Source organism: Brevibacterium sp. CCUG 69071, from assembly GCF_021023135.1.
Lineage (GTDB): Bacteria > Actinomycetota > Actinomycetes > Actinomycetales > Brevibacteriaceae > Brevibacterium.
The window spans coordinates 30984-54524 of record NZ_PGFV01000003.1 but is presented as its reverse complement, the minus strand read 5'-3'; the positions used below and the strand labels follow the sequence as shown (position 1 = coordinate 54524).

The following is a 23541-nucleotide window of genomic DNA, read 5'->3' as shown; positions in this document are numbered from 1 at the left end:
GAATTCAGCCAGTGAGGTAGGAAGACTACCTCCCCTTTTGCACTGCTGACATACAGCAATCCATCCATGATCCTGAGACCCAGTGACTGTCAACTTAGCGGTTGAGAGAATATCGTCGAAGTATGGTTCGCCTGCTGTGGCTCCGCATGCAACACAGCGGTGGTTGCTTGACTCTAGGACTTCACGTCGTTGCTTAGAGGTTGGAGCCGAGTTCTTGGTTGGGAGTCTATATTCGGGGCTCCATACATGTGCTCCTATGTGAACCAGTCGTTGTTCATTGAGCTCGAGGTCTAGGTCTTCGGAACGGGTGTGGATAATCCAACCATGGTCGCGTAGGTCTCGAACGCGACGGTCGATTTGGCTGACTCCGGGAAGTGCGTCACGAAGCTCATCTTTTGTAAATATTTCGCCTTCGCCAACCATGGCGGCAAGCCAAAGCGCAGCCTTCTTCATGGTTCCGCCAGAAAAAGTCCGCCAATCAGGAAGAACCATCACAAGCTCCGAAACATCGCCAAGCGGGGCATCACTTCAAGTAGCATGAAACCTATCGTACTGGATCATCGGAGGTCTAAATGGGGTACTTGCCACCTAATGCAACTGCGGCGTCGCACCTGATTGAGCAGCGCCTCGCCGCGCGAGCGGAAAAAGCCGGAGAACAACGCACACTCACAGTTGAGTTCCGCGGGGTTCCTGAAATACTTCCCGTCATCACACTTCCAGTTGAAAGTCTCGTACTGAATCCGGACACACATCGAATTCGCGCGCAAAAGTCTTTACACATGGACCGTGAGAAGGCCCTGGAAAATGAGCCTTTTGGTGAAGAGGCTCAAAGTTATCTCCAGTACCTGCTTTCAAGAGACCCGGCCAACCCTGAGCACGAAGATAGTGCTTTCAAGGAGCTCAAGGAATCTCTTGGTCAATATGGCCAGGAAGAACCGGGGATCGTGACTCAATCCGGGGTATTGATCAATGGAAATACAAGATGCGTAGCATTGCGGGAGTTGGGCAAACATCAGATCGTAGTGGCGGTCCTACCTAGCGACGCAGCTGAGGCAGATACCGAAGCTATAGAGCTTGTGTTGCAGCTGCGTAAAGAACACAAACGCGATTATTCATTCGTTAATCATTTGCTGGCAATAGATGGCCGGATTGCTCGTGGAGACGATCCAACTGAGATTCAAAGAGATTTTAGAATGCGTGCCAGCTCATACGAGCGTTCTGTTTGGATTCTTAGTCAGATCCGCGAAGCTATTGAGCGAAGCAAAGTGAAACTGGAGAATGGAACTGAAGTCGGTATGCGACTCATCGATTTCGAGATTCATCAAGGCAAGCTTGAGGAATTGCATCGCGCATGGTCAAAATTGGCCAAGAAGGGCAAGCGAGATGAGGCGGAACGTCTGGTCGAACAACGCATGCTAGCCACCGCGATGGATAAGTCGAAGACAGACGCGCGACTGATTGACGAGAATTTTCTCGAAAATTACGCTCCGACAGTACTACCTACCAATGCGTACCAGCCAGCAGAGGTCAATGTGCCGGGGATACCAGGTGGGTTGAAAGTCGCTGGACCAAGTAGCGAAACTCAACGAGTTTCGACAGTGACTGATCTAGCCCTCAAGTCACGTGCAATTAAACAGTCGACAGCTCAGGCATCTGCCGAAGAAATATCCAGATCGGCAAGCACAATCAGCCAACTCGAAGCCGCTCTTGAAGACGGTTTAACTGCGGCTGGGAAGAACGCTCGTTTAAAAAAGACACAAGACGCCCCGATTCAATCGTTAGAGGATGCGACTGAAGATATTCGGGCAGCCATCTCGGCCATTGCGGATTCCAAAGCTGTTAGCGCATTTGACGCTGAGGAACTAGATAACGCTTTGAGGAGTTTCAAGAAGGAACTAACGCGTCTGGCTCAACACGTTAAGCCGGCAGTGACTGATAGCGGTCCCAGTGATGGTGTTTCGTGGCTTTTTAAGGCGGTCTCGGAGTCGTGACTAGGCTTGAACTGAGTTTGGGCGCACGGGTTTCGAGCGTGGACTTTGTGCTTCACTCTCCGACACCGGAAACGAGCTCGCGCTTCACTCGTACTCGCTCACGGTTTCCGACCGCGACAACGATAAACCGGCGTCACTTTTCGGTAGACCTCGAAGATTTGTTCTACGGCTTGGAACGTCTTGCCGACTGGTCAGATGACCAAGTGCACTGGGACCAAGAGTTGCTCGATCTCCTTCAAGGGAACTTCGGAGATGTGACCGAATCAGCCGATCTTGGGACTAGCAAGGGGCGCCTAGCGGATGGCATTAGCGAAGCGCGTCGACCGGGCTCACCGTGGAGTTCTGATTTACGTCCATTTCAGTTACGCGATCTGACTGGGCTCCTTACGCTATCTCACGGCGCGAACTTTAGTGTACCCGGGGCGGGGAAGACTCGGGTAACACTTGCCTACTTTGAGGCACGACGGCAGTCTGGCAAGATCGAGCAGATGGTGGTTGTCTGCCCGAAATCAGCGTTTGAGGCTTGGAAGAGCGAGTCTATTGAGAGCTTTCAGCCAGGATCTATACCGTCAATCGGGCTGGTTGCTGGGAAGACTATTCCTGAGACCGATATCGTTCTAGTCAATTACGAGCGGTTAGCTGATCTTGTAGGAGCACTTGCGCGACACCTCAGACAAAAACCGACCCTGTTGGTACTGGATGAGGCTCATCGTATGAAGTTAGGTGCCTCCGGCACGTGGGGGAGAGCCTGCTACACGCTTGCCCCTTATGCCAAAGGGCGGTTGATTCTTACCGGAACGCCAGCACCCAATGGGCCAGAAGATTTGTCCAACTTGTTCGGATTCGTTTGGCCAGGCATGGGGCGTAGGCGAGTCGAGGGAGCTCTCTCTGGCAGCAGTCTGCAAGAAGCCAGTCAAAGCCTCGCGCCGTTCTACGTTCGAACAACTAAAAACGACCTCCATCTTCCGACAGCGAATATCGAGCCGCGACGAGTGAAGTTCGAGGGTATTCACCGTCAGGTATATGAGGCTCTGATACAACTTTCACGCGCTAGGACTGCAGGAAATGCGGACCCGGCCGTCCTCAACATGACGTCTTCGAGACTGTTGATGGCTGCAGACTCACCAGCATTGTTGTCCTTGGGGCCATCTCGATACGACCCTCTGGAGTTCAAATTCGAGTCCCAGCAGTTTGCTATTGACGGTGCTCTTGACTCCTTGTTGCGAGATTTACCGTCGTTGGAGTTTCCTCCAAAGTATCGTGAGGCATTGGCTATCCTGAACGAGAATCGGGATGCCGGTCGAAAGACAATAGTTTGGTCGACTTTCGTCAGAAACTTGACATCATTACACGCGCTACTCGATGAACACGGACTGAATCCGACAATCGTTCATGGCGGTACCAAGGACCGTGAAGACCAATTGGCGAAATTCAGAAACGACCCGACATCCTGGGTCTTGCTCTCGAATCCCGCGACCTTGGGTGAAGGGGTCAGCCTGCATCAAGTCTGTCATGAAGCCATCTATCTTGATCGCGACTATAACGCGGGTCGGTATCTACAATCTCTCGACCGAATTCATCGTCTCGGACTGGCGAGCGATATTCAGACCCGGATGGTGCTATTAATTGCGGAAGACACGGTGGATGAGGTGGTTCATGAACGTCTCGAAACGAAGGTACGTTTTCAATTGGACATCCTCAACGATCCATATGTAGAGCAACTTGTTGACGTTGATGACGTTCCCGCACAGTCTGAAGGCATGAATAGAGACGACGTTGCGGCCCTATTGAACCACTTGAAGACATATGACCGTCCCGCCTAAGACTCTGCAGGCAGCATGTCGTTGGCTAGACCTGCTACGGAACGGCTCACATCTACAAGCCAAATCGTTTCTATGGAATGATGCTCGCTACATGGACCTCTCCCGTGATCAATATGCTCGCGGATATGAGCTGTTGGAAAAGTGGGAATTGCATTCTCAAACGGAGGGGCTACGGTCTGACCTACTTACCCTAGATTTTGAACAGCTAAGAATTGCCCTTGCCATTAGCGTCGTGGTTGGTGACGCTCCATCTTGGATGGAAGATAACGTAATCGATGAAGCGATCGGCGACCCTCCGATAGGTGTGCTTGAGCTCTTGAGAGTACTCGGCCTCCACGACGATCGCGCTCCTGAAGTTGTTCGACGGGCATATGGCAAAGTAGATCTGGAAACCAGGGCCGCTGTCGGTGCAGCGGGCGAATCCGCTCTTGCGGAGTTGCTGTTAAAGGCCGGGGCAGAAGCTGTTGAACAGGTCTCAGCGTATGACGATGGTGCCGGGTTCGATCTAAAGGTAATAGCTGATGGTGACGAGCACCATCTGGAGGTCAAAAGCACGAAAAAGAGGCGATCGCTCAAAGTATTTTTGAGCCGCAATGAATACGAGGTCGCTATTCGCGATCCAAGTTGGAAATTGGTCACTGTTGGACTTACGGACGAGCTAAAAATTGCAGATATAGCAACAGTCAGATGCTCTGTAGTGCATCAAAACGTCCCAATTGACACTCCTCCCGTGGCTCGGTGGGCGAGCACACAATTGCTCTTCTCACGAGAGCATCTGACGAGCGGGTTGAAGCTCGGATCCGTCCGGGTTCGCGGGAATTCTCCAGGCGTTTGGTGGATCCCATAGGTGCTGAACTAACTAATGCGCGAGCGACTCGCTCTGTCAAGGAAAGCAGCATGCCGTGCGTGCTCAACCTGCCCTGTAAACCCTCTGAACTGTCCCAGTTTGAAGGTTGGGCGGTTGTTCGTGCCGTGGACTTCGACTTCGAAGTCGTTCTGCAATAACTTCACATGGCTCATGAACTCGTCACGACTCATGCTCACCCGCGCCATCTTCATTACCGCGGTAGGGCTAAGCGGCGTGTCCGCTGATTTCAAGACCTGATAGATCGGATCGTGAACAACTTCATCTATGATGACCTCGTTAAGGTCCCTGGGTGCTCCTTCGTGATTAAGCGCGCTGGCTATTGACGTACCCACTGCGCGCGCAACTGGTGGAGGGAATGCGTTCCCGATCTGCCGGTAGACGCTAGTTTTCTTGCCTTGGAATGCCCAGGGGTAGTCGATGGAATCCCATCCCTGGATTCTAGCGACCATTTCAATCGTCAATTTCGGAACGAAATCAAAGGGCTTATCGGGCCCCGGAGCGCTGTCGGCTACGCCGGTACCGTCGACACCAAGCTTGAGCCAGGCAGCTTTGGCCCGACTTGGTCCAAGGTCGGCGCCGCCGTGTTTCTTGGAGCCACCGACTATGGTGGGGGCAATAGTACTTGCTTTGGTGGCCCACCTTTTAGCTCCAGCCCAGCCGTTGGCTGCCATGAGGGGCTCTAATGCACTGCCGACCGTTTGAGTGTTTGTTGTTGGCAACGGCCACTTGAAATAAGGGGCATCTTTGGCATTGAGGGCAACTAGCACGAAGCGTGGGCGCAGTTGCGGCACACCGAAATCTTTCGCTTCCAGCAGCTTCCAGTCAGACCAATAGCCTAACTCGAGCAGGCGGTCTTTAACTCGCTGTCGGTAGGCTGCGAAGCGGGGCATGGAGAGCCCTCTCACGTTTTCTAAGAGTAGAGCTCGTGGTCGAATCGTTTTCACCGACTCGACTGACCATGCAAACAGATCGCGTTCGTCTTGTGCTCCGAGCTGCCTGCCTGCCATCGAAAACGGTGGGCATGGAACTCCGCCTGCAAGCAGGTCTACACCTGCGAAATCTGCAGGATTCCAAACAGTCGAATTAGCTACATCGCCCACCCTTACATGCCAGTCTGGGCGATTGTGGCGGAGCGTTGCGGCTGCATGCCCGTCAATTTCAACAGCTAAACGATGATGAAAACCTGCGAGGTCTAAACCGAGTGCCTGACCACCTGCGCCAGCACAAATCTCGACTACAGACAGCGACATGTTTCCTCCGACAGCTCAAACGTGGGTGACAATACCCAGTAATCAATCTTATGCCATTAAATCTCGTTCGGTGAGTACAGCTAGTGCCGATGATTACTATGAGGTATACCTTGGCAAGGTTGGACTGCGATCTGCGCTGCTGCACTCGCACCCACCATCTGAAAATCAGACAGCGACCATCTAGAACGACTGTTGGAACTCGCGAACGAGCGTCACTAGGCTCAAAATGAGATAGCCAGAAGCCATCCTTCACCAAAGATGGGACCGGGCCTCCTGGCGTAAAACTGCTCGTCAGAGCACCCAACATGCCGAGGAAGTCATGTCCAAATCCCAGATCGCCGGTGCCGCTGGCGCTGCCGAAAATCACGATACAGAGCGACCCACACCACCAAAACAGAGACAACCCCTCGGGCTCTTCACCCTCTCCTCGATCGAGATGTGGGAGCGCTTCAGCTTCTACGGCCTCCAGGTCATCCTCGCCTATTACATCTACTATTCCGCAGGCGACGGAGGACTCGGGTTGTCCGAGACCGAAGCACTGGCTATCGCCGGTGCCTACGGCGGTGCCGTCTACCTCGGCCAACCCGTCGGAGCCTGGTTCGCCGACCGACTGGTCCCGGCACGGACCATGGTCATGGTCGGCGGCGTCATCATCATGTCGGGCCACATCAGTCTGGCAGCGATCCCGGGACTCCCGGGGCTGCTCACCGGACTCGCACTCATCACGATCGGCACGGGCGCATTGACACCCAACACCCACGCCATGGTCGGTCGACTCTACAAGGAACAGTTACCTCGGCGAGATTCCGGGTACGCGATCTTCTACACCGGCATCCTCATCGGTGCGCTCTTCGGACCGCTGGCCACTGGGTATCTGCAGGTCGAACTCGGATTCCACTACGGGTTCGGGGCTGCTGCCGTCGGCATGGCCATCGGACTCATCACCTACTTCCTCGGCCGCAAAACGGTTCCCGTCGAGTCGACAATCGTGCCGAACCCGATCAGCTCGGCCGACACATGGAAGGCCGCAGGTTTCGGCATCGCGTTGCTCGCAGTCATCGCCGTCCTGGTGAGCACCGGGATCATGTCGACCGGCAACCTCAACAACTATGTGCTCGGGACAATCCTCGTCGTCTCCGTCCTCTACTTCATCGTCATGTTCCGTTCGAAGAAGGTCACCGCCGACGAGCGGACAAAGGTCAAGGGTTTCATCCCGCTCTTCATCACCGGCGCCATCTTCTGGACCATGATTCTCCAGCTCTTCACCACCTTCGCCATCTACGCTGATACCCGCGTCAATCTGAACATCGGCAGCTATTCGATGCCTGCCGCCTACATCAGCACGTTCGAAGTCATTGCCGGTATCATCGCCGGACCGATCATCGCAGCGTACGGACAGAAGCTCGCTACCCGACCCAACCGCAAGGTACCTAGCACGGTCTCGAAACTCGCCCTCGGCTTCGTCCTAATGACGCTGACCTTCGGACTCTTCGCGGTCTTGTCGCTGGTCTTCACCGGCCGTGTCCCTCTCATTGCAGTCATCATCGGCATGATCGTCATGGGAATCACCGAGGTGATGTATGCACCGATCGGCCTGTCCGTGGCCTCTCAGCTGTCCCCAGTCGCCTTCAACTCCCAGATGATGGCCCTGTGGGGACTGACCACCGCTGCCGGCGCAAGCCTCTCCGGCTTCATGGGCCAGTTGTACTCTTCAACGAGTGAGGTCGGGTTCTTCACCTTCATGACTGTGATCAGTGTGCTCACCGCCGGCTTCCTCTACGGAATGCGCGGCCCGCTGCGCCGCCTCGGCGTTGCCTGACGCTCCAACCATTTGACCGTCCTACCACCAAGGAGTGACCTCATGCCGATTGCCGACCGCGTCTACCGAGGCGGAACCATCCACACCCTTGATCCCACGACGCCGACGACGGAGGCTGTGGCCGTCCACGGGGGAGCGATCGTCGCGGTGGGGAAGGCCGATTGTGAAGAGGTGACCGGCTCCAGCACCGAGGTGGTCGAGCTATCAGGTCGCACCCTCATTCCCGGATTCCATGACGCGCACGCCCACCCCGTCCTCGGCGGGCTGGGCTTGGTCGAGTGCAACCTCGACGACATCCACGGCTACGAGCCCTACCTTGACCGCATAGCGAAGTACGCTGCCGAGCATTCAGACGATGACTGGGTGCTCGGATCCGGCTGGTACGGCGACGTCTTCACCGATGGTTTCCCTCATCGCCGTGACCTCGACTCCGTCGTCAGCGACCGTCCTGTCTCGATCACCAGCCATGACGCCCACGGCACCTGGGTCAACACCCGCGCCCTCGAGGTCGCCGGGATCACCCGCGACACCCCGGACCCCGATGGCGGACGCATCGTCAAAGATGTTGAAGGCAACCCGACCGGACTGCTCTTCGAAGCGGCGGCGGAACTGGTGACGGGACTGTTCCCGGCGAGCACCTCGGCGGATGTGGAACGGGCGCTGCGCAACTCACAGGAGTACTTCCATTCGCTGGGCATCGTCGGCTGGCAGGATGCCGGGGTCGGTGTCCTCACCGGGTCACCGGTCGACAGCTTCCACCCGTACGTTTCGATCGCCGAGGACGGCGGATTCGCCAGCAAGGTCACGGCCGCCCTGTGGTGGGATCGCACGGTGCCCTATGCCCAGCAGATCGAGACCATCAAGGAACGGCGGGCCGCGATCCAAGGCCTCGACAGTGACCGACGTCGAGGTGGTCTGCAGTCCACGGTCGTCAAGATCATGCTCGACGGGGTCTGCGAGAATCTCACCGGTGCGCTCAAACGCTCCTACCGCGGTCACGATCATGAACATGGACTGCTCATGTTCAAGGCCGAGGAGCTCAACGAGATCGTCAGCGGGCTTGAAGCCAACGATTTCGACATCCACATCCATGCCGTGGGTGACAACGCGCTCAAGCTTGCCGTCGACGCCCTCACTCAGAACGGCGGCCCGTCGTCGGAGCGCCGCCATCAGGTGGCCCATCTCGACATCGCCGATCCGGCCGAGCTGGCTCGGATGGCTGAGGCTGGAATCATCGCTAATGTGCAGCCGCTGTGGGCTCGTCGTGACTCCGTCCTGGTCGACACCAAACTCCCGCTGTTGCACGAAGATCAGCAGTCGCACCATTTCATCTTCGCCTCGATGCGTGACGCGGGCGTCCGGCTCTCTTTCGGCAGTGATTGGCCTGTTTCGAGCCCTGACCCGATCTGGGGCATGCACGTTGCGGTGAACCGGACGGCCCCGCACAATGATCCTCACGGGCAGGACGAAATTGCGCAGCACGAGCCGCTGCTCGGCGAGGAGAAGATCACCGTCGGGCAAGCACTGCGTGCCTACACGCTCGATGCCGCCTATGCCAATGGGTATGACGATGTTTCGGGAAGTATTGAAATCGGCAAGTCAGCAGACTTTGCGATCCTCGACCGGGATCCGTTCGAGGTTGCGGTGGGGGACCTGGGCGACGTCCTAGTGGAGACGACGGTGTCGGCGGGAGAGGTTGTGTATTCGCGGGGCTGAGTCACCGTTTAGGCCGGCGGCGAGTTAAAGGTGCTCGTCGACCGATCCAATCCTCCGGCGACTAGTCTGGAAACGAGGCTTTCCCGCGAACGTACGGCTAAGGTGACGACGAAAGCACCGCAAGCTTTCGGCAGGGCGGTCGACGGCCACATCGGACGCGAACACCACTCGACCGAGCTCGACATCGACATCATTGCCGTCCGTTTAGCTGCATTGCACATTCGTCTTGTTGCTTCGTAGTCGGTGAGTCGCTGTAGTGGCGGAGCAATCGCTCGGCACGCTCGCGAAGTGAACTGCGCAGCTCTTCGGGGCTGAGTGCCTCGGCGGCGGTATCCATCTGCCAAAGCGCCCACTGTGCATGTCGGAGATCCTCGAAGGTCACTTCAAAACGGATCCATCCGTCGGGCTCAGGCATCTCCGCAAGGACCGCGCGCACGTTGGTCAACAGGTCACCACGTCGATTGGGATCGATCCTCAGTGTCACCGAGATGTGACCCTCAGACAAGAACCGGGTACACCGTTCGTTCCAGATACGATCAAGGTCGACCTGGTCTGGTCGATCCGCTGGTTCGGGCAGTTCCTCTGCCTCCAGCATGCGTGACAATCTGTAAGTACGATCGGCCCCGGACTTCGTGGCCAGCAGGTAAGTGCGTTCACGGACGGTGACGAGACCGATCGGATCGACCGTGTGCCAGCGAGCTGCTTTGTCCGGTGCCTCGTATTTAAAGCGGAGTCTGTGTCCCGAGAGGACTGCCTGCCGGACCCCGGCCATCACCTTCTCCGGTAGGTTTTCCCTGGCGGTGGATCGCGAGAGCAGGTCCGATTCGGGTTCAAACAGGAAGCGAGCGGCTGCGTCGTTCAGGGTCGCACGATTACTCTCAGGCAGGGCATCGACAACCTTGCGCATTGCCGAGGCCAATTCGGAACTGAGCCCGAAGGCTTTCTCCGCCCGTCCGGAACCGGCGGTGAGCAGAGCGAGCGCTTCCTGATGACTCAACCCAGTCAGTTCCGCGCGAAACCCGGGGAGCAGAGAGTAGCCCCCGTGCCGTCCCCGGTCGGCGTAGACGGGAACCCCTGCGGTGGACAGAGCGTCGATGTCGCGCAGCACCGTGCGAACGGAGATTTCCAGCTCCTGAGCCAGTTGGTGCGCCGTCATCCGACCTCGCTGGCGCAGCAGCAGCACCATCGAGACCAACCGATCAGCACGCATGGCTTCAGTATTACCAGAAATCACGACATGAGATGTCGTGTTTCATTGGAAGTCTGTCACTTGAAGGCGTTGGGGATGGTGACTGTCGAGTCGCCGGAGCGCTTCATCAGAGATCGAGCGGAGCAGCAATGGAACGCACAGCAGTGAACCCGGTGACATGGTCGCAGGAGATGGGCTTCAACCAAGGAGAGCTCGTCACCGGCAGCACAAGAACGCTGTACATATCGGGACAGACGGCGATGAGCGTTGATGGCAGGCCCGAGCACGAGGGTGATATCGCCGCACAGCTCGCCCTGGCTGTGGACAACCTTGAAGCGGTACTGAACGAAGCCGCCATGTCGTTGCCCAATCTCGTGCGGGTCAATGTCTACACCACCGATGTGGATGCGCTCTTTCCACACTATGGTGTGCTCTCGGGTCGTCTGGGCGCCGCCGGAGTCGCTCCGACCACGACAATGCTCGGCGTGACTCGGCTCGCGGTTCCCGGCCAGGTGGTTGAGCTCGAAGGAACTGCGGTGGACTGATTGGGCAGTGGTTCGACGAACGCCGAGGTGGTCCGACGATATCGTTTGTCGGACCACTTCGGCGAGGTTGGAGTTCGAGATTGGGTCAATGCATGAACTGCATGACGGTGACCATCGTGGCCATGCCAAGCGACTCAAGCATCAGGCCCGGGCGCTTGCGCGCGAGTGCCTGAACCGCGCAGAGAATGAGCAGCAGCGAGACGCCGATGACACTCAGGGTGATGACGCCGCTGACGAACGAGCCGTCGAAAGCGCTCCCATGGTGCTGATGGGCGGAATGCGCGCCTGCGGCCGAGCCGGCGGCATGATGCGCCCCGTGATTGAGAACCTGCCACGCCATGATCGGATAGGCAGCCGTGGAGAGGATCGCGGACGTTCTTCCGAGCCGAGGGAACGGGCGGGCCTTCTGCCACTCGGTCGGGCGCTCCAAGGACGACGATTCGGAGGAGCCGTCCATGGGGCTGTCTGCGAGGGAGTGAGCAGCGTTGGCGCTGACGAGAACCTTGTCGGGCAGGGCGGCCATCGACTGTTCCTCCGCCTGCGCCTTCAATCTCGACCCGAGCCTCATTGCTAGGCACAATCCGGTGAGGAGAAGCAGCCCCGACCAGAGGACCGGCGGAAGAAGACTCACGAATGCCAAGTCGACCATGGCCAACAGCATCACTGTCGACGCAGTGATCGACAGTCGACTCCGCGATGTGATGGAGCCGATTACGCAGGGCACCGCGGCGGCGACCATGAGGATGGATGCGATGGGACTCATGCGGAGTTCGCCCTCCTTTGGGCTTCGGTCATCCACGCCTTCGAACAGACGACCTGGTAGGAGTGAGAGTACGGGAAAGGACGGTGTTCGAGCCATTGTGTCCGAACACCGCCCTAGCCTGAGTGCTCAGCCGCATTCGCAGGAGCTGCCGCCCTCTGAGGCGCAATGGCCCGACTGGGGCCGCGGCACGTCGAGTGCGGGATTCTGGTCGAAGAAGCCATAGGGCTTCATCGAGAATCCGAGGCGGTCGACGGGCATGATCGGCCAGTCCTCGGGGCGCGGGAAGTGAGTCATCGCGAACGAGGGCCAGATGACGATGTCGTCACCGTCGACCGGGCGCTGCTGCTGTACCCACTGGGTGATGGTGCCCTGGCCCGCGTTCTGGTTCGGATAAGTGCCCGAGGGGAAGCGCTCGTTCTCGTCGAACTGAGTCAGCCACACGTGCTTCGACCCGAAGCCTGCTCGCTTCGAGATCGACGAGCCCTCGGCAGCCATCATCGTCGGCTCGTCGGGCATGTGCAGCTGGTATCCGACAGGGAACCCATGACGGTTCTGCTTCTCCGGGTTGACGATGTGCCAGACTCGCCCAGCCTCGCCATTGGCGAGCCTGCCGCCTTCCTCGGTGAGGCGGGTCTGCTTGCGGGTGAACGCATTGCCATACGGGTTGTCGTCACCGAAGGGAACGCGGACGACCTCCTGCTCGTCGACCGCATTCTCGATGCCGTCGACCTGCATATCCAGGCGCGCGCAGAACATGTGCTGGTGGAAGGGCATGCCCAGCCCCTCGTCGCCGAGCGGTGAGGACCAGCGCTGACGCTGAGCTTCGTCACCGTAGGCCGCGGTGTAGACGATGCCGGTGGCCTTGCACTCGAGTTCGATCGTGCCGTCGAGGTAGAGGTACCAGTAGAAGCCGTAGTCATAGTTGCCGACGGTGATGAAGAAGGAGATGACGATGCGGCGATTGCGGCGCACATCGACGGCCCCGGTGAACTCATCGGTGTGCTTGAACAGGATGCCCGCATCCTCTTCGTGGATGCAGATAGCGTTCTTGATCGTGCGTGCGTGACCCTGCTCGTCGGCGAGCACGGCGTCGGAGTACTGAATCGCGCCGAGGCAGTCGCAGCCGAGTTCGAGCGAGTTCGCGCTCTTGCCCATCGAGTATTCGCCGGCGTCGAAGTAGTTCTGCCAGAAACGGACGGGGCTCGGGTCGCCGTATGGAACGACCATCTCGGCCACCGAGGCGCGGTAGACGATGGGGCGCTGCTGTCCGTTGTCATCGAAGCCGATCTGGTGGAGGACCAGGCCTTCGACCGGATCGAAGCCGAGGCGGACCTGCCACTTCTCCCACGTCAGCACGTCGCCGTCGAGGGAGAAGCTCACGCCTTCGGGCTGTGAGATCTCGATCGGCTTCTGCGTGGTGCGAGGTTCGGGCAGCCACGAATCGAGGTGATAGTCGAAGCGTTCCTGGGGCACCGGGACGATGTCGGTGTCGACGACGTCGATGACCTCGCCGGTGTTGAGATCGAGATAGGCGACGAGTCCTTCGAGCGGGTGCGCCCAGGCGTTGTCCTGCGGGTCCGACTGGATGAACGAAGAACCGCGCACGAGGCGGCGGCCCTCCTCGCCGGGAATGTCGAAGCGACCGGCGGACAGCGCGCAGATGCGCACCGTCTCGATGTCGGTGATGCCGCGAGCCTCGACTGCGGCACGGAAGGTGGCGTCGTTGCGGATCAGCTGCTCGGCCGACTCATACTCGGTCATCGTGATCGGGGCTTGGCCCTCGTTGGCGACGTCGAGGACGCGGGCCAGGAGAACCCTGCGCTCGGTCAGGGACACGAGGACCTCGGTCTGCTCACCGCTGCCGCGTTCGATGAGCAGGGAGCGGACACGACGGTCGAGCCCCGTGGCTCCGGCGATCACGTCACGTTTATCGGGTTCGACGAGGCTGACGAGAGCGAACAGCGTGTGCTCGCTGACGTGGCCGGCGTCGACGATGATGGCGCGATTGAGTTCGATCTCTTCGCCGGTCAGACGGTCGAGCGGGTGAGAGGTGGTCGAGGAGACCGTACCGGTCGTTGTAGTCGTGGTCATGATTGGTCAGACACCTTCCTGAGTTCTGAGATTGTCGTTGTCTTCGAGATTGACGTCGAGACCGGCCTGCAGGGTCTCGGGGTCGAGGGCGGGACGATATGCGCGGATCTTCGCGCCGCGGACGTACCCGACGATCGCGAGGGCGGCAAGGACGATGAGGGTGCCGAGGGTAAGCGCGGTGAACGGTCCCTGGTCGACGCCCCACTCGTCGAGGAAGTTGTACTCCAGTCCGAAGAGTCTCTCAAGTGTTCCCGGGAAGATTGCGACCCAGGACCCGAGGAGCACCCAGAGGAAGGCGATTCCGCCGAGGATGGTGAAGCCGACATTGCCGACCGGTACGCGGAAAGGACGCTCGATGTCCGGATTCTTCCACCGCAGCTTGATCGCCGCCGGGATGATGAGCAGGTAGCTGAGCAGGAATGTCGAGATGGAGATCGAGAGAACGACTCCGAAGAGTGCACCGGCGTCACCGCTGAGCTGCATGGCCGCGATGAGGAAGACGGTGGCCACGGTGCCCGAGAGCAGGTTGACGTTGACCGGAGTGCCGAGGCCGCGGGAGATCTTGCCGAAGAATCCGCCGAAGAACGCCCCGTCGGCCGCGGTCAGAGCCTGCATGCGATCGCTCATGATCATCCAGGCGGCGCCCTGTGAGGCGAGGATGATGACGAACATCAGTGCCGCGAGGACAACCATGACGTCGGCAGCCGGACCGTAGACGGCGAACACGGTCTTGACCGCATCGAGGAGTCCGCCGATTCCGGTGATGGTCTCCTGCGGCAGCACGAGGAGCATGGCGAGGACCGGCAGGAGGTAGCACAGTGCCGAGATGAAGCCCGAGCGTGCGATCGCTGCGGGGATGTCCTTCTTCGGGTTCTTCATCTCGTCGGAGGCGCTGTTCGAGGCCTCGAAGCCGAGGTAGGAGAAGAGCAGCAGGGGAACGAGGCCGAGGAAGCCACCGAACGTGGGACTGAAGTCAGAGAGATGCAGCGGCTGCACTCCGTGTTCGAACGCGTAGATGATCGTGGTGACGAGGAAGAACGCGATGAAGATGACCTTGAGGGCACCGCCGAGAGTCGGAAGCCATTTCGCCTTCGACAGCGAGACGATCGCCGCGAGCACGGTGATCCAGATGAAGACGATCTTGAAGACCCAGTCACCAACGGAGCCGGCATCGATCGGACTGATGAACTGGTTCCACGTCCCGGTGGCGAGGAAGGCCATGGAGCCCCCGACCCACACGGGCTGGGTGACCCAACTGAGGATCGAGGCGATCGCACCGGCGGGACGACCGAAGGCCTGCCGGACCCAGATGTAGGCTCCGCCCTCACCGACGAACGTGCTGCCGGTTTCGGCGAAGACGAGGGCATAGGGCACGAGGAAGAAGACGGCGAGGACGAGAGTCCACGTGAAAGTCTCTGCGCCGAAGCCTGCCGTCTCGGCGAGGACTTCGATGCTGAGCACGGCCGACATGACGATGAGCACGATGTCGAAGCGTCCGAGAGTTTTCTTCAGATGCTGTTTCTGTTCGTCCGCATAAGCGGTTGTGTGTTCGTGTGAAGACACCATCCACCTCCTTGTGAGTGGGCGTCCATTTGATTCTTTGGGCTATACCCAAAAGAATTGCACGGACGACCGGCGTTGAACAGAGGAAAGTGGAGGATTCGGCATAGCGATCAGTGTTGATCTAAATCACTTCAGGAGATAATGAGGGTATGGCGAGACCGAAGAATCAGAAGGCGCGTCGTGAACAGTTGGTCCACGCGGCCAAGCGGGCCATCGTCGAGCGGGGCCTCAACGGTCTGCGTGCGATCGATGTGGCGGCGTACTCCGAGCTGGGTGCCGGGTCGGTTGCCTACTACTACCCAGACCTCGGCGACCTGGTGCGCGAGGTCCACAAGGATGCCGTCTCCCGCTTTTACTGGAACCGCAGGCAGTCAAGCGTCGACGACGATCAACCGCGACTCAAGCTGCGTCGAACCATCCGCAGTGGAATCCCGACGTCGCGAGACGATATCGACTTCCAGGTGCTCAACGAGCTGCACACCCATGCCTACCGGGACACGTTTCATGCCGAGCTGATGGCCGACCTGTATCGGCTCGAGGTCTCTCTCTACGTCGACGTGCTCAGCGAAGGAGCGGAGGCAGGCGAATTCACGATGACGCTGTCGGCCGAGACGGCGGCAAGTAACCTCGTGGCGATGGAGGATGCCTACGGCCTGCACTTCATGGGCGGAACGCCGCTTGAGGTCGATGAGATCTTCCGGCTGATCCTTGCCAACGCCGAGGTGATGACAGGGTGTCTGCTGGGAAAGCGGCTACCGTGATGTCGGATGAGTATTCGCGACCGATGCGTTCGATGCCTCATGATCTGAAATGGCGAACGACATGCATCGGCAAGGAGCGCAGGCTGAACATTGGAGACTCTGTCTCATGCCGATGAGCGCACCGTCGCTGGCGGATTCAATGTTGGGCGGGACAGTTTCGGTCGATAGCGAGGGTGCTCTGACCGTTCACACCGGGGTAATGTACGGGCCTGTCGACGTGAGTGTTGAACTCATCGAACGGGGTCCCATCAAACCGGCCGAGCATTGGGACGATGTCGTCGAATTGAGCGCACAGGCGACTAATGACGAGCCTGTGAAGCTCATCGGACTCTTCAGTGACTGCGTTAGATCCAGTGAACCTGCGGTCGGATCACCGAAGCTCGAGAGCGGACGGGTCTATCGAGTGCGCGTTCACACTTATGGGCGAGACGAATCGGCTTCCGACGAGCTGATCGATCCGGACCATCGGGCAAGAGACCATATCCTTCTCCAGCTATGGCTGGCGCCTGCTCATGCGCCTGCGGTTATCAGGATGACATCGTCCAAGGCAGTCGACGATGATGACAACTCGGAGCTCTTCACGCAGACTCGAGTGGCCTTCCATGGCTTGGGAGACCCGGAAACGGAAGCGTTGAGAGCTCACAACCTCAGGAATGCCGGAGAATAGTCGCCAGCGATCCCGGTGCGGGCGTCTCCCACTTTCAGCCGAAGTCGGGCGCGGGAAGCGGAGGAAATGCTCACCCCCACTGCAGCCAGGTGGTTTTGAAGTCCGTGTAGTTCTCCAGGGCATGGACCGAGAGGTCGCGGCCGAATCCGGACTGTTTGAAGCCGCCGAAAGGCGTGGTAAAGCCCAGCGCATCGACGGTGTTGACAGAGACCGTGCCTGCGACCAAACGGGACGAGACTCGGTGGGCTCGGGACATGCTGCCGGTCCACAGCGAGGCCGCGAGGCCATAAGGAGTTCCGTTCGCCTTCTCGATCGCTTCCTCCTCGGTGTCGAAGGGGGTGACGAGGGCGACGGGTCCGAAGATCTCGTGCTGGTGGAGTCGGTGATCGGGGGGCAGGCCGGTGACGATCGTCGGGTCGATGAACGCCTTCGAGCCGTTGATCTCCGGGCGGTTGCCGCCCTTGACGATGGTGCCATCGGCCCGAGCCTCCTCGACGCACTCCCACACCTGATCGGCGTGCTTCTCCGAGACCAGAGACCCGATCGCGGTGTCCGGATCCAAGGGGTCACCGGGCTGGAAGCCATCGGCGGCAGAGGTGAACAGCTCGAGGAACTTCTCGTAGGCGGGGCGTTCGACGAAGATGCGCGAATTCGCCGAGCACACCTCGCCCTGGTTGTAGAAGGCACCGAATGCCGACTTGCTCGCCGCCGCCTCGAGGTCGTCGCAGTCGGCGAAGATGATGTTCGAACTCTTCCCGCCGGCCTCCAGGGCCAGACGCTTCATGTTCGAGGACCCCGCATACTGCTGGAGCTGCATGGCCACCTCGGTGGATCCGGTGAAGCCGAGCATATCGACGTCCATGTGCATGCCCAGCGCCTTGCCGACGACCGATCCGCGACCGGGGACGACGTTGAGGATGCCCGCCGGAACTCCTGCCTCGGCGGCGAGTTCGGCCAACAGCAGGATCGAGTGCGAGGCCTCGACCGGGGGTTTGACGACGAGCGCATTGCCCGCAGCCAGGGCCGGAGCGATCTTCCACGTCGCGATCTCGAGCGGGTAGTTCCACGGCACGATGATGCCGATGACGCCTAGAGGCTCGCGGGTGACCAAGGCCGTCGACCCCGCCGGGGTGACCGGGATTTCGTCCGCGGTCTTCTCGATCGCCTCACCGTAGAACCGGTAGAGGGCGGCGGATCCGGGGGCATCGATCGTCGAGGATTCCCCGATCGGCTTGCCCATGTCGAGGGTGTCGAGAAGAGCGAACTCGTCGGCTCGCGCCTCGATGAGATCGGCCAGCCGCAGCAGCACCTCACGACGATGCGTCGCCGAGGCCCGCGACCACTCACCGGACTCAAAGGCGGTGCGTGCCGCCTTCACGGCGGCATCGACATCGTCCTGCCCGCCGAGGTGGAGCTGCGAAATCGTCTCACCATTCGCCGGGTTCGTCTTCGCCTGAGTCTGGCCCGAGAGCGCGTCCACACGCTCGCCGTTGATCACGGGGCGCCCGTCGATGCTCAGGTTCGCAGCCTTGTCATGCCAGGTCGTGGTGGCCGTCGGTGCTGAGATGGTGTCGGTCATGAGTGGTGCTCCATTCGTGTGGGTTGCTTCAGATGGTCGGAAATGACGATGCTCGGGGACCGCCGCTCATGATGCGGCCGGGTCGGTGGCCGTCCGCGCCGAGATGGCCGTGGGAGTATCGAGATCATCGTCCTTGAGGAGGTCGACGCCTTTGGTCTCGGGAATCGAGACCACGGTGATGATGCCGACGACGCCGACCACGGCGAGGAAGAAGCCGGGGCTGAGCATGCTGCCGGTGTTCTCGATCAGCCAGGTCAGCGCGTAGGGCGCGGTGCCGGCGAACAGGGCGGCCGTGAGCGCATAGGCGATCGACAGCCCGGTCTGGCGGGTCCGCGTCGGGAAGAGTTCGACAACGGTCACGGCGTGGGTGCCGAGGATGATGGCGAGGATGAACGCCAGCCCGAAGGTCGAGACGAACGCGGCCAGCTCGGACTGGATCTGCATGAGCATGAACAGCGGGACGGCGAGCACCGTGAGGGAGATCGCGGCGGTCATGAGCACAGGCTTGCGTCCGAACTTGTCCGAGGCGATGCCCGAGAGCGGAACGATGATGAGTCCGAGCGCCGAGGCCAGTGTCGAGAGCAGGGCGGCCCGGCCGGCGTCGAAGCCCAGCTCGGTCTCCTGATAGGTGAGCAGGTAGACGAGAACGACATAGAACGTGACGTTCATGAAGATCTCCATGCCGCAGGTCTGGAGGAACTGCTTCGGGTTGCGCTTGAAGACCTCACGCAGCGGTGACTCGGAGACCGTCTCCATCTTCTGCAGCGCCTCGAACTCCGGGGTGTCCTCGATCTTGCGGCGGATGTAGAGGCCGACGAGGCCGAGCGGCACGGTGATGAGGAACGGAATCCTCCAGCCCCCGGCGAGTACCTGTTCGGGGCTGAGTGCCTGCGTGAGCACGAAGACGACGAGAGAGGCGAGGAGGAACCCGAGGAGGGAGCCGAATTCGAGCCAGCTGCAGCCGAAGCCGCGGCGCTTCCGGGGCGAGAACTCACCGAGGAATGCTGCCGCGCTGCCGAACTCACCGCCGGCGGCCAGGCCCTGGACGATGCGGGTGAGAACGAGGAGGATCGGTGCGAGCATCCCGATCGTCTCGTAGGTCGGCAGGATGCCGAGGACCAGCGTCGAGGCGGCCATCGCGAGGATGACGACGGAGAGCGTGACCTTGCGTCCGAGTTTGTCACCGAGGCGGCCGAAGATGATCGCACCGAGCGGCCGGACGAGGAAGGAGACCGCGAAGACGGCGAAGGTCGCGAGCAATCCGGCGGTCTCGTCGCCCTCGGGGAAGAAGATCGCTGCGATCGTCGTCGCCATATAGGCATAGACGGCCCAGTCGAACCAGTGGACGAGCACGCCGATGGATCCGGCGGCGACGCTCTTCTGCAGCCCCTTCTTATAGGCCAGGTCAGTCGCATCGGCAGGGTGTGCACCGGTCATATCGAGTTCCTCCTTTGGAACCTCAGGTCCAGCCTCGGACCCTCTGTCGTGGTGTTGCGGATGGATCAGGCCCGTCGAGTGCTGACGTCGGCTGCGGTCCACGCCAGTGCCGTGGCACCGTCGAGCAGTGTGCGTTCGGCTTCTCGACCGACACAGGATTCGGCGAAGGCGGCCTGATGGTTGCTCGCCTCCCCGCCGACTCCGATATAGGGATGGATGGCGTTGACGATCTGCGACACATTGCCCATGTCCGTCGAGGCGCGGTTCATCGTGGCCGCGACTGGGTCGACGTCGAAGTTCCGTCCGAGTGCGGTGGCATTGGCCCGATACGACTCAAGTGCGTCCTCGTCGGTGCGCATCTCCGCATACCGCTTGCTCTCCGGGGTGATCTGGAGTGTCGCACCCGTGGCCAGGGCTCCGGCCTCGAAGCAGTCGATGACCCGCTTCTCCACCTCGAGGAGTTCCTCGGTGGTCTCGGCGCGGACATACCAGCGCCCTTCGGTTGTCGCCGGAATCGCGTTGGGGGCCTCCCCGCCATTGGTCATCACGCCGTGGACGCGCACGGTCTTCGGCAGCTGCTGGCGCAGCAGTCCGAGGGCGACCTGGGCGACGAGAAAGGCGTCGTTGGCGTTGATTCCGCGCTCCGGATAGGCCGCGGCATGAGCCGCCCGACCCGTATATTCGACGTGCCAATGGGTGACCGCGAACGGCTTCGCCTCGGCGACGTCGACAGGAGCGGGGTGAGCCATGAGGGCGAAGTCGAGGTTCGTGAAAGCTCCGCGTTCGAGCAGTTCGATCTTGCCGCCGCCGCCCTCCTCTGCAGGAGTGCCGATGACCTCGACGCTGATGCCCAGATCGTCTGCGACGTCGGCCAGGCCGATGGCCCCGCCGACGCTCATGGCGGAGACGAGATTGTGCCCGCAGGCATGGCCGAGGCCGGGAAGGGCGTCGTATTCGGCAAGGAACCCGATCGTGAGGTCACCGGTGCCGAACCTCGCCCGGAACGCAGTCTCGAGTCCCAGGTAGGGCCGTTCGACGGTGAAGCCGTGACCCGCCAAGACGTCGGCCACCGAGGCGGAGGAGCGGAACTCCTGCCACCCGAGTTCGGGATCGTCGTGGAGCGAATTCGACAGGTCCACGAGGGCAGGGCGCGCCTCGGCGAGGCGAGCGACGATCCGGTCCTTCAGGGAAGGATCCGCGGTCGTCGTCGAATCGGCGTTCGGTTCCGTGGCCCGTGCGACATCGGTGGACTGGCTCATCGGTCGTCTCCGGGGACGCCGTAGGACGGTGAGGCGACGGGGTTGAGGCCGCGGGTGATGTAGTCCTCGCGCTGGGGCATCCAGATGTCGAGGAGTTCGCCGAGCTCGCCGATGGGGTCCTCCTCGGCCCAGTCCACGCGCAGGTCGGTGACCCTCCAGCCGGCGTCGCTGACGACGGCGAGCCCGGCCGAATGCACAGGTCCGGCCTCTCCGCCGGCGGCGAAGGCCGCTTGGAAGGCCTCGAAGAGTCGGTGTTCGATCCGCCCCTCTGACTCCAGTGCGGTCTCGATGAAGGCGTCGAGGACGTCGAGCGACTTGAGCATATTGCCACCGGCCACAGCGTTCTGCTCAGTGCGGGCACCGAAGATCCCGAGCGCCTCGGCACCGGAGTGGGCAGCGGTGTTGCCGCCGCCGTCGATGACGAGGATCTGGCGGTAGGCGATGATCTCGGACTCGACCTGGTCGACGATGGAATCGAGGGCCAGCTGCGCCGGCTTCCCGGTTGCCATCTCGTCGAGGATCCGTCCGCCGAGGCGGGGGTCGGTGACGTTCTGCGAGTTCACTCCGCCGATTCCGTCGGCCAGGTTGAGGCATCGGGCGGATACGGCAGGGGAGGACGAGGCGATCGCGGCACCGAACTCACCGGTGTCGGGATCGTGGAGGAGGAGGGAGAAGGTCACTTGGCCACCTCGGCGGGGGCGGGTTCGCTGATGACGGCCGTGGCGTCGATCTCGACGAGCCATTCGGGGCGGGCCAGGGCCTGGACGACGATGCCGGTCGAGACGGGGTAGACGCCTTTGAGCCATTTGCCCACGGTGCGGTAGACGTCCTCGCGGTAGCGGGGATCGATGATGTAGATGGTGACCTTGACGATGTCCTCGAGCCGACTGCCCGCTTCTTCGAGGAGCATGGCGATGTTCGACATCGCCTTCTCCGCCTGCGCGGTGACGTCACCGATGCCCACGGACTCGCGAGTCTCCAGGTCCTGGCCGATCTGCCCGCGGAGATAGACGACACCACCGGCGACGACGGCCTGGCACAGATCGTTGTCGAGATTCTGTTCGGGGTAGGTCTCTTTGGTGTTGAACATTCTCAGACGTGTGTGCGTGGGTTCGGCCACGGGAGTCTCCTCTTCGAGCGGATCGGTCTGTGACGAACGGGGTGTGGCGCCGTTCGGGTCTGTGGTTCTATTCTGTGAAACATCGGAGTATCTGTGAAATAGTTATTATCTAGAGGCTCCATCTGATAAATAGATTTCCAGGACGGAGAGGCCGCCATGGTCCACAGATTCTCGATCACGCTCACCCAGCTCTCGTACTTCGCGGAGTGCGCGAAGACTCTGAACATGACGACGGCGAGTCAGGAGCTGCACATTGCGCAGTCGGCGGTGTCCACGGCGATCAATCAGTTGGAGAAGGCTCTCGGCGCTCCGCTCTTCGTCCGCCAGCACTCCAAAGGCCTCGTCCTCACCCCGGCCGGCGAAGGACTGCTCCACGAGACCCGGCAGATCTTCGGGCTCATCACCGACGCGGTCGAGTCGATCCAGGCCGGGCAGAAGGAAGTCCGCGGCACGATCGTCCTGGCCTGCTTCAAGACGCTGGCCCCCTTCATCCTTCCCCAGCTCATCGGGCGGCTCAACGAACGGCACCCGGAGCTCACGGTCGATGTCGTCGAAGGCGATCACGAGGAGTGCCTGGCCGCGCTGCGCAGCGGGCGGGCGGAGCTCGCACTCAACTACGACCTCACCGACGCCGACGGCATTCAGACCCAAAGGGTCGGGGAGGTGCGTCCGCACGTCATCGTCGACACGAACCATCGCCTGGCCGGGAAGAAGAAGGTGAAGCTCTCAGCGCTCGCCGAGGACCCGCTCGTCCTCCTCGACCTGCCCGACAGCCGCGAGTACTTCCTCACCATTCTGCGCACCGCCGGCATCACCCCGAAGGTCAAATACCGTTCCTCGAACTACGAGACGGTGCGCTCGATGGTCGCGATGGGCCTGGGATTCTCGATCCTCAATCAGCGGCCCGACATCAAGCAGACCTACACCGGGGCGAAGACCTCGATCCTCGAGATCGCCGACCCGGCACCGAGCCTCCACCTCGTCGTCTCCGCCCTGTGGCAGGCGGCCGGGACCGCGAAGGCGAAGGCCGTGACCGCGGTGATGCGCGAGATCCTCTCCGAGGCGGCCCCGAGTGAGGATTCCGCCTGAGGGCGGCTGTT

The 23541-nt window shown here is 60.6% G+C and carries 19 protein-coding genes; 9 read left to right on the top strand and 10 right to left on the bottom strand.

Annotated features, from left to right (window positions below; all coding sequences use genetic code 11):
- The first annotated feature begins 779 nt into the window (after positions 1-779).
- The 3 genes from CV023_RS09470 (at position 780) to CV023_RS09460 (ending at position 4661) form a co-directional block, all read left to right on the top strand.
- Entirely contained in the window at positions 780-1991 is a 1212-nt protein-coding gene (locus CV023_RS09470; RefSeq protein WP_230745245.1) for a ParB N-terminal domain-containing protein, read from the top strand.
- Between the two features lie 170 nt (positions 1992-2161).
- Positions 2162-3814 carry a DEAD/DEAH box helicase gene (locus CV023_RS09465; RefSeq protein ID WP_230745244.1) on the top strand — a complete coding sequence of 551 codons (1653 nt, stop codon included), beginning with the start codon at positions 2162-2164 and terminating at the stop codon, positions 3812-3814.
- A gap of 91 nt (positions 3815-3905) precedes the next feature.
- Entirely contained in the window at positions 3906-4661 is a 756-nt protein-coding gene (locus CV023_RS09460; RefSeq protein WP_230745243.1) for a protein NO VEIN domain-containing protein, read from the top strand.
- Positions 4662-4669: 8 nt separating this feature from the next.
- Here CV023_RS09460 and CV023_RS09455 read toward each other — a convergent pair whose 3' ends face one another.
- Positions 4670-5932 (bottom strand): DNA cytosine methyltransferase, encoded by a 1263-nt coding sequence (locus CV023_RS09455; protein WP_230745242.1) that lies wholly within the window; start codon positions 5930-5932, stop codon positions 4670-4672.
- Positions 5933-6251: 319 nt separating this feature from the next.
- On the opposite strand from CV023_RS09455, the gene CV023_RS09450 reads away from it, so the two are divergent.
- Positions 6252-7751 (top strand): peptide MFS transporter, encoded by a 1500-nt coding sequence (locus tag CV023_RS09450; protein ID WP_230745241.1) that lies wholly within the window; start codon positions 6252-6254, stop codon positions 7749-7751.
- Between the two features lie 42 nt (positions 7752-7793).
- The gene (locus CV023_RS09445) at positions 7794-9467 is read left to right on the top strand and encodes an amidohydrolase (protein ID WP_230745240.1); all 1674 of its coding nucleotides are present in this window, start codon (positions 7794-7796) and stop codon (positions 9465-9467) included.
- Between the two features lie 190 nt (positions 9468-9657).
- Here the strand turns inward: CV023_RS09445 and CV023_RS09440 are convergent, their stop codons facing one another.
- Positions 9658-10677 carry a helix-turn-helix transcriptional regulator gene (locus tag CV023_RS09440; RefSeq protein WP_230745239.1) on the bottom strand — a complete coding sequence of 340 codons (1020 nt, stop codon included), beginning with the start codon at positions 10675-10677 and terminating at the stop codon, positions 9658-9660.
- 128 nt (positions 10678-10805) lie between these two features.
- On the opposite strand from CV023_RS09440, the gene CV023_RS09435 reads away from it, so the two are divergent.
- On the top strand, positions 10806-11201 hold the full coding sequence (locus CV023_RS09435; protein WP_230745237.1) for a RidA family protein: 396 nt from the start codon (positions 10806-10808) through the stop codon (positions 11199-11201).
- 85 nt (positions 11202-11286) lie between these two features.
- Here the strand turns inward: CV023_RS09435 and CV023_RS09430 are convergent, their stop codons facing one another.
- The 3 genes from CV023_RS09430 to CV023_RS09420 form a co-directional block, all read right to left on the bottom strand.
- Positions 11287-11940 (bottom strand): hypothetical protein, encoded by a 654-nt coding sequence (locus CV023_RS09430; protein ID WP_230745236.1) that lies wholly within the window; start codon positions 11938-11940, stop codon positions 11287-11289.
- A 150-nt stretch (positions 11941-12090) separates the two neighbouring features.
- Positions 12091-14055: a primary-amine oxidase gene (locus CV023_RS09425; RefSeq protein WP_230745235.1), complete on the bottom strand. Its 1965-nt coding sequence runs from the start codon at positions 14053-14055 to the stop codon at positions 12091-12093.
- Between the two features lie 6 nt (positions 14056-14061).
- Positions 14062-15621 carry an APC family permease gene (locus tag CV023_RS09420; protein WP_230745234.1) on the bottom strand — a complete coding sequence of 520 codons (1560 nt, stop codon included), beginning with the start codon at positions 15619-15621 and terminating at the stop codon, positions 14062-14064.
- Between the two features lie 146 nt (positions 15622-15767).
- Between CV023_RS09420 and CV023_RS09415 the strand changes: the two genes are divergently transcribed.
- Positions 15768-16379, top strand: coding sequence for a TetR/AcrR family transcriptional regulator (locus CV023_RS09415; protein WP_230745233.1), 612 nt, complete (start codon positions 15768-15770; stop codon positions 16377-16379).
- A 106-nt stretch (positions 16380-16485) separates the two neighbouring features.
- The gene (locus tag CV023_RS09410; RefSeq protein WP_230745232.1) at positions 16486-17046 is read left to right on the top strand and encodes a hypothetical protein; all 561 of its coding nucleotides are present in this window, start codon (positions 16486-16488) and stop codon (positions 17044-17046) included.
- Between the two features lie 70 nt (positions 17047-17116).
- On the opposite strand, the gene CV023_RS09405 is transcribed toward CV023_RS09410, so the two are convergent.
- From CV023_RS09405 to CV023_RS09385, 5 genes are all read right to left on the bottom strand, one after another.
- Positions 17117-18625, bottom strand: coding sequence for an aldehyde dehydrogenase family protein (locus tag CV023_RS09405; protein WP_230745231.1), 1509 nt, complete (start codon positions 18623-18625; stop codon positions 17117-17119).
- 66 nt (positions 18626-18691) lie between these two features.
- On the bottom strand, positions 18692-20062 hold the full coding sequence (locus CV023_RS09400) for an MFS transporter (RefSeq protein WP_230745230.1): 1371 nt from the start codon (positions 20060-20062) through the stop codon (positions 18692-18694).
- A gap of 65 nt (positions 20063-20127) precedes the next feature.
- Positions 20128-21321, bottom strand: coding sequence for a M20 family metallopeptidase (locus tag CV023_RS09395; RefSeq protein WP_230745229.1), 1194 nt, complete (start codon positions 21319-21321; stop codon positions 20128-20130).
- A complete protein-coding gene (locus tag CV023_RS09390) occupies positions 21318-22001 on the bottom strand; it encodes a DUF1028 domain-containing protein (protein ID WP_230745228.1) in 684 nt (227 codons plus the stop codon). The genes CV023_RS09395 and CV023_RS09390 overlap by 4 nt, the downstream gene beginning before the upstream one ends.
- Positions 21998-22441, bottom strand: coding sequence for a RidA family protein (locus tag CV023_RS09385; RefSeq protein ID WP_230745227.1), 444 nt, complete (start codon positions 22439-22441; stop codon positions 21998-22000). Before CV023_RS09385 ends, CV023_RS09390 begins: the two co-directional genes overlap by 4 nt.
- 156 nt (positions 22442-22597) lie before the next feature.
- On the opposite strand from CV023_RS09385, the gene CV023_RS09380 reads away from it, so the two are divergent.
- Entirely contained in the window at positions 22598-23530 is a 933-nt protein-coding gene (locus CV023_RS09380) for a LysR substrate-binding domain-containing protein (RefSeq protein WP_230745226.1), read from the top strand.
- Positions 23531-23541 lie beyond the last annotated feature (11 nt).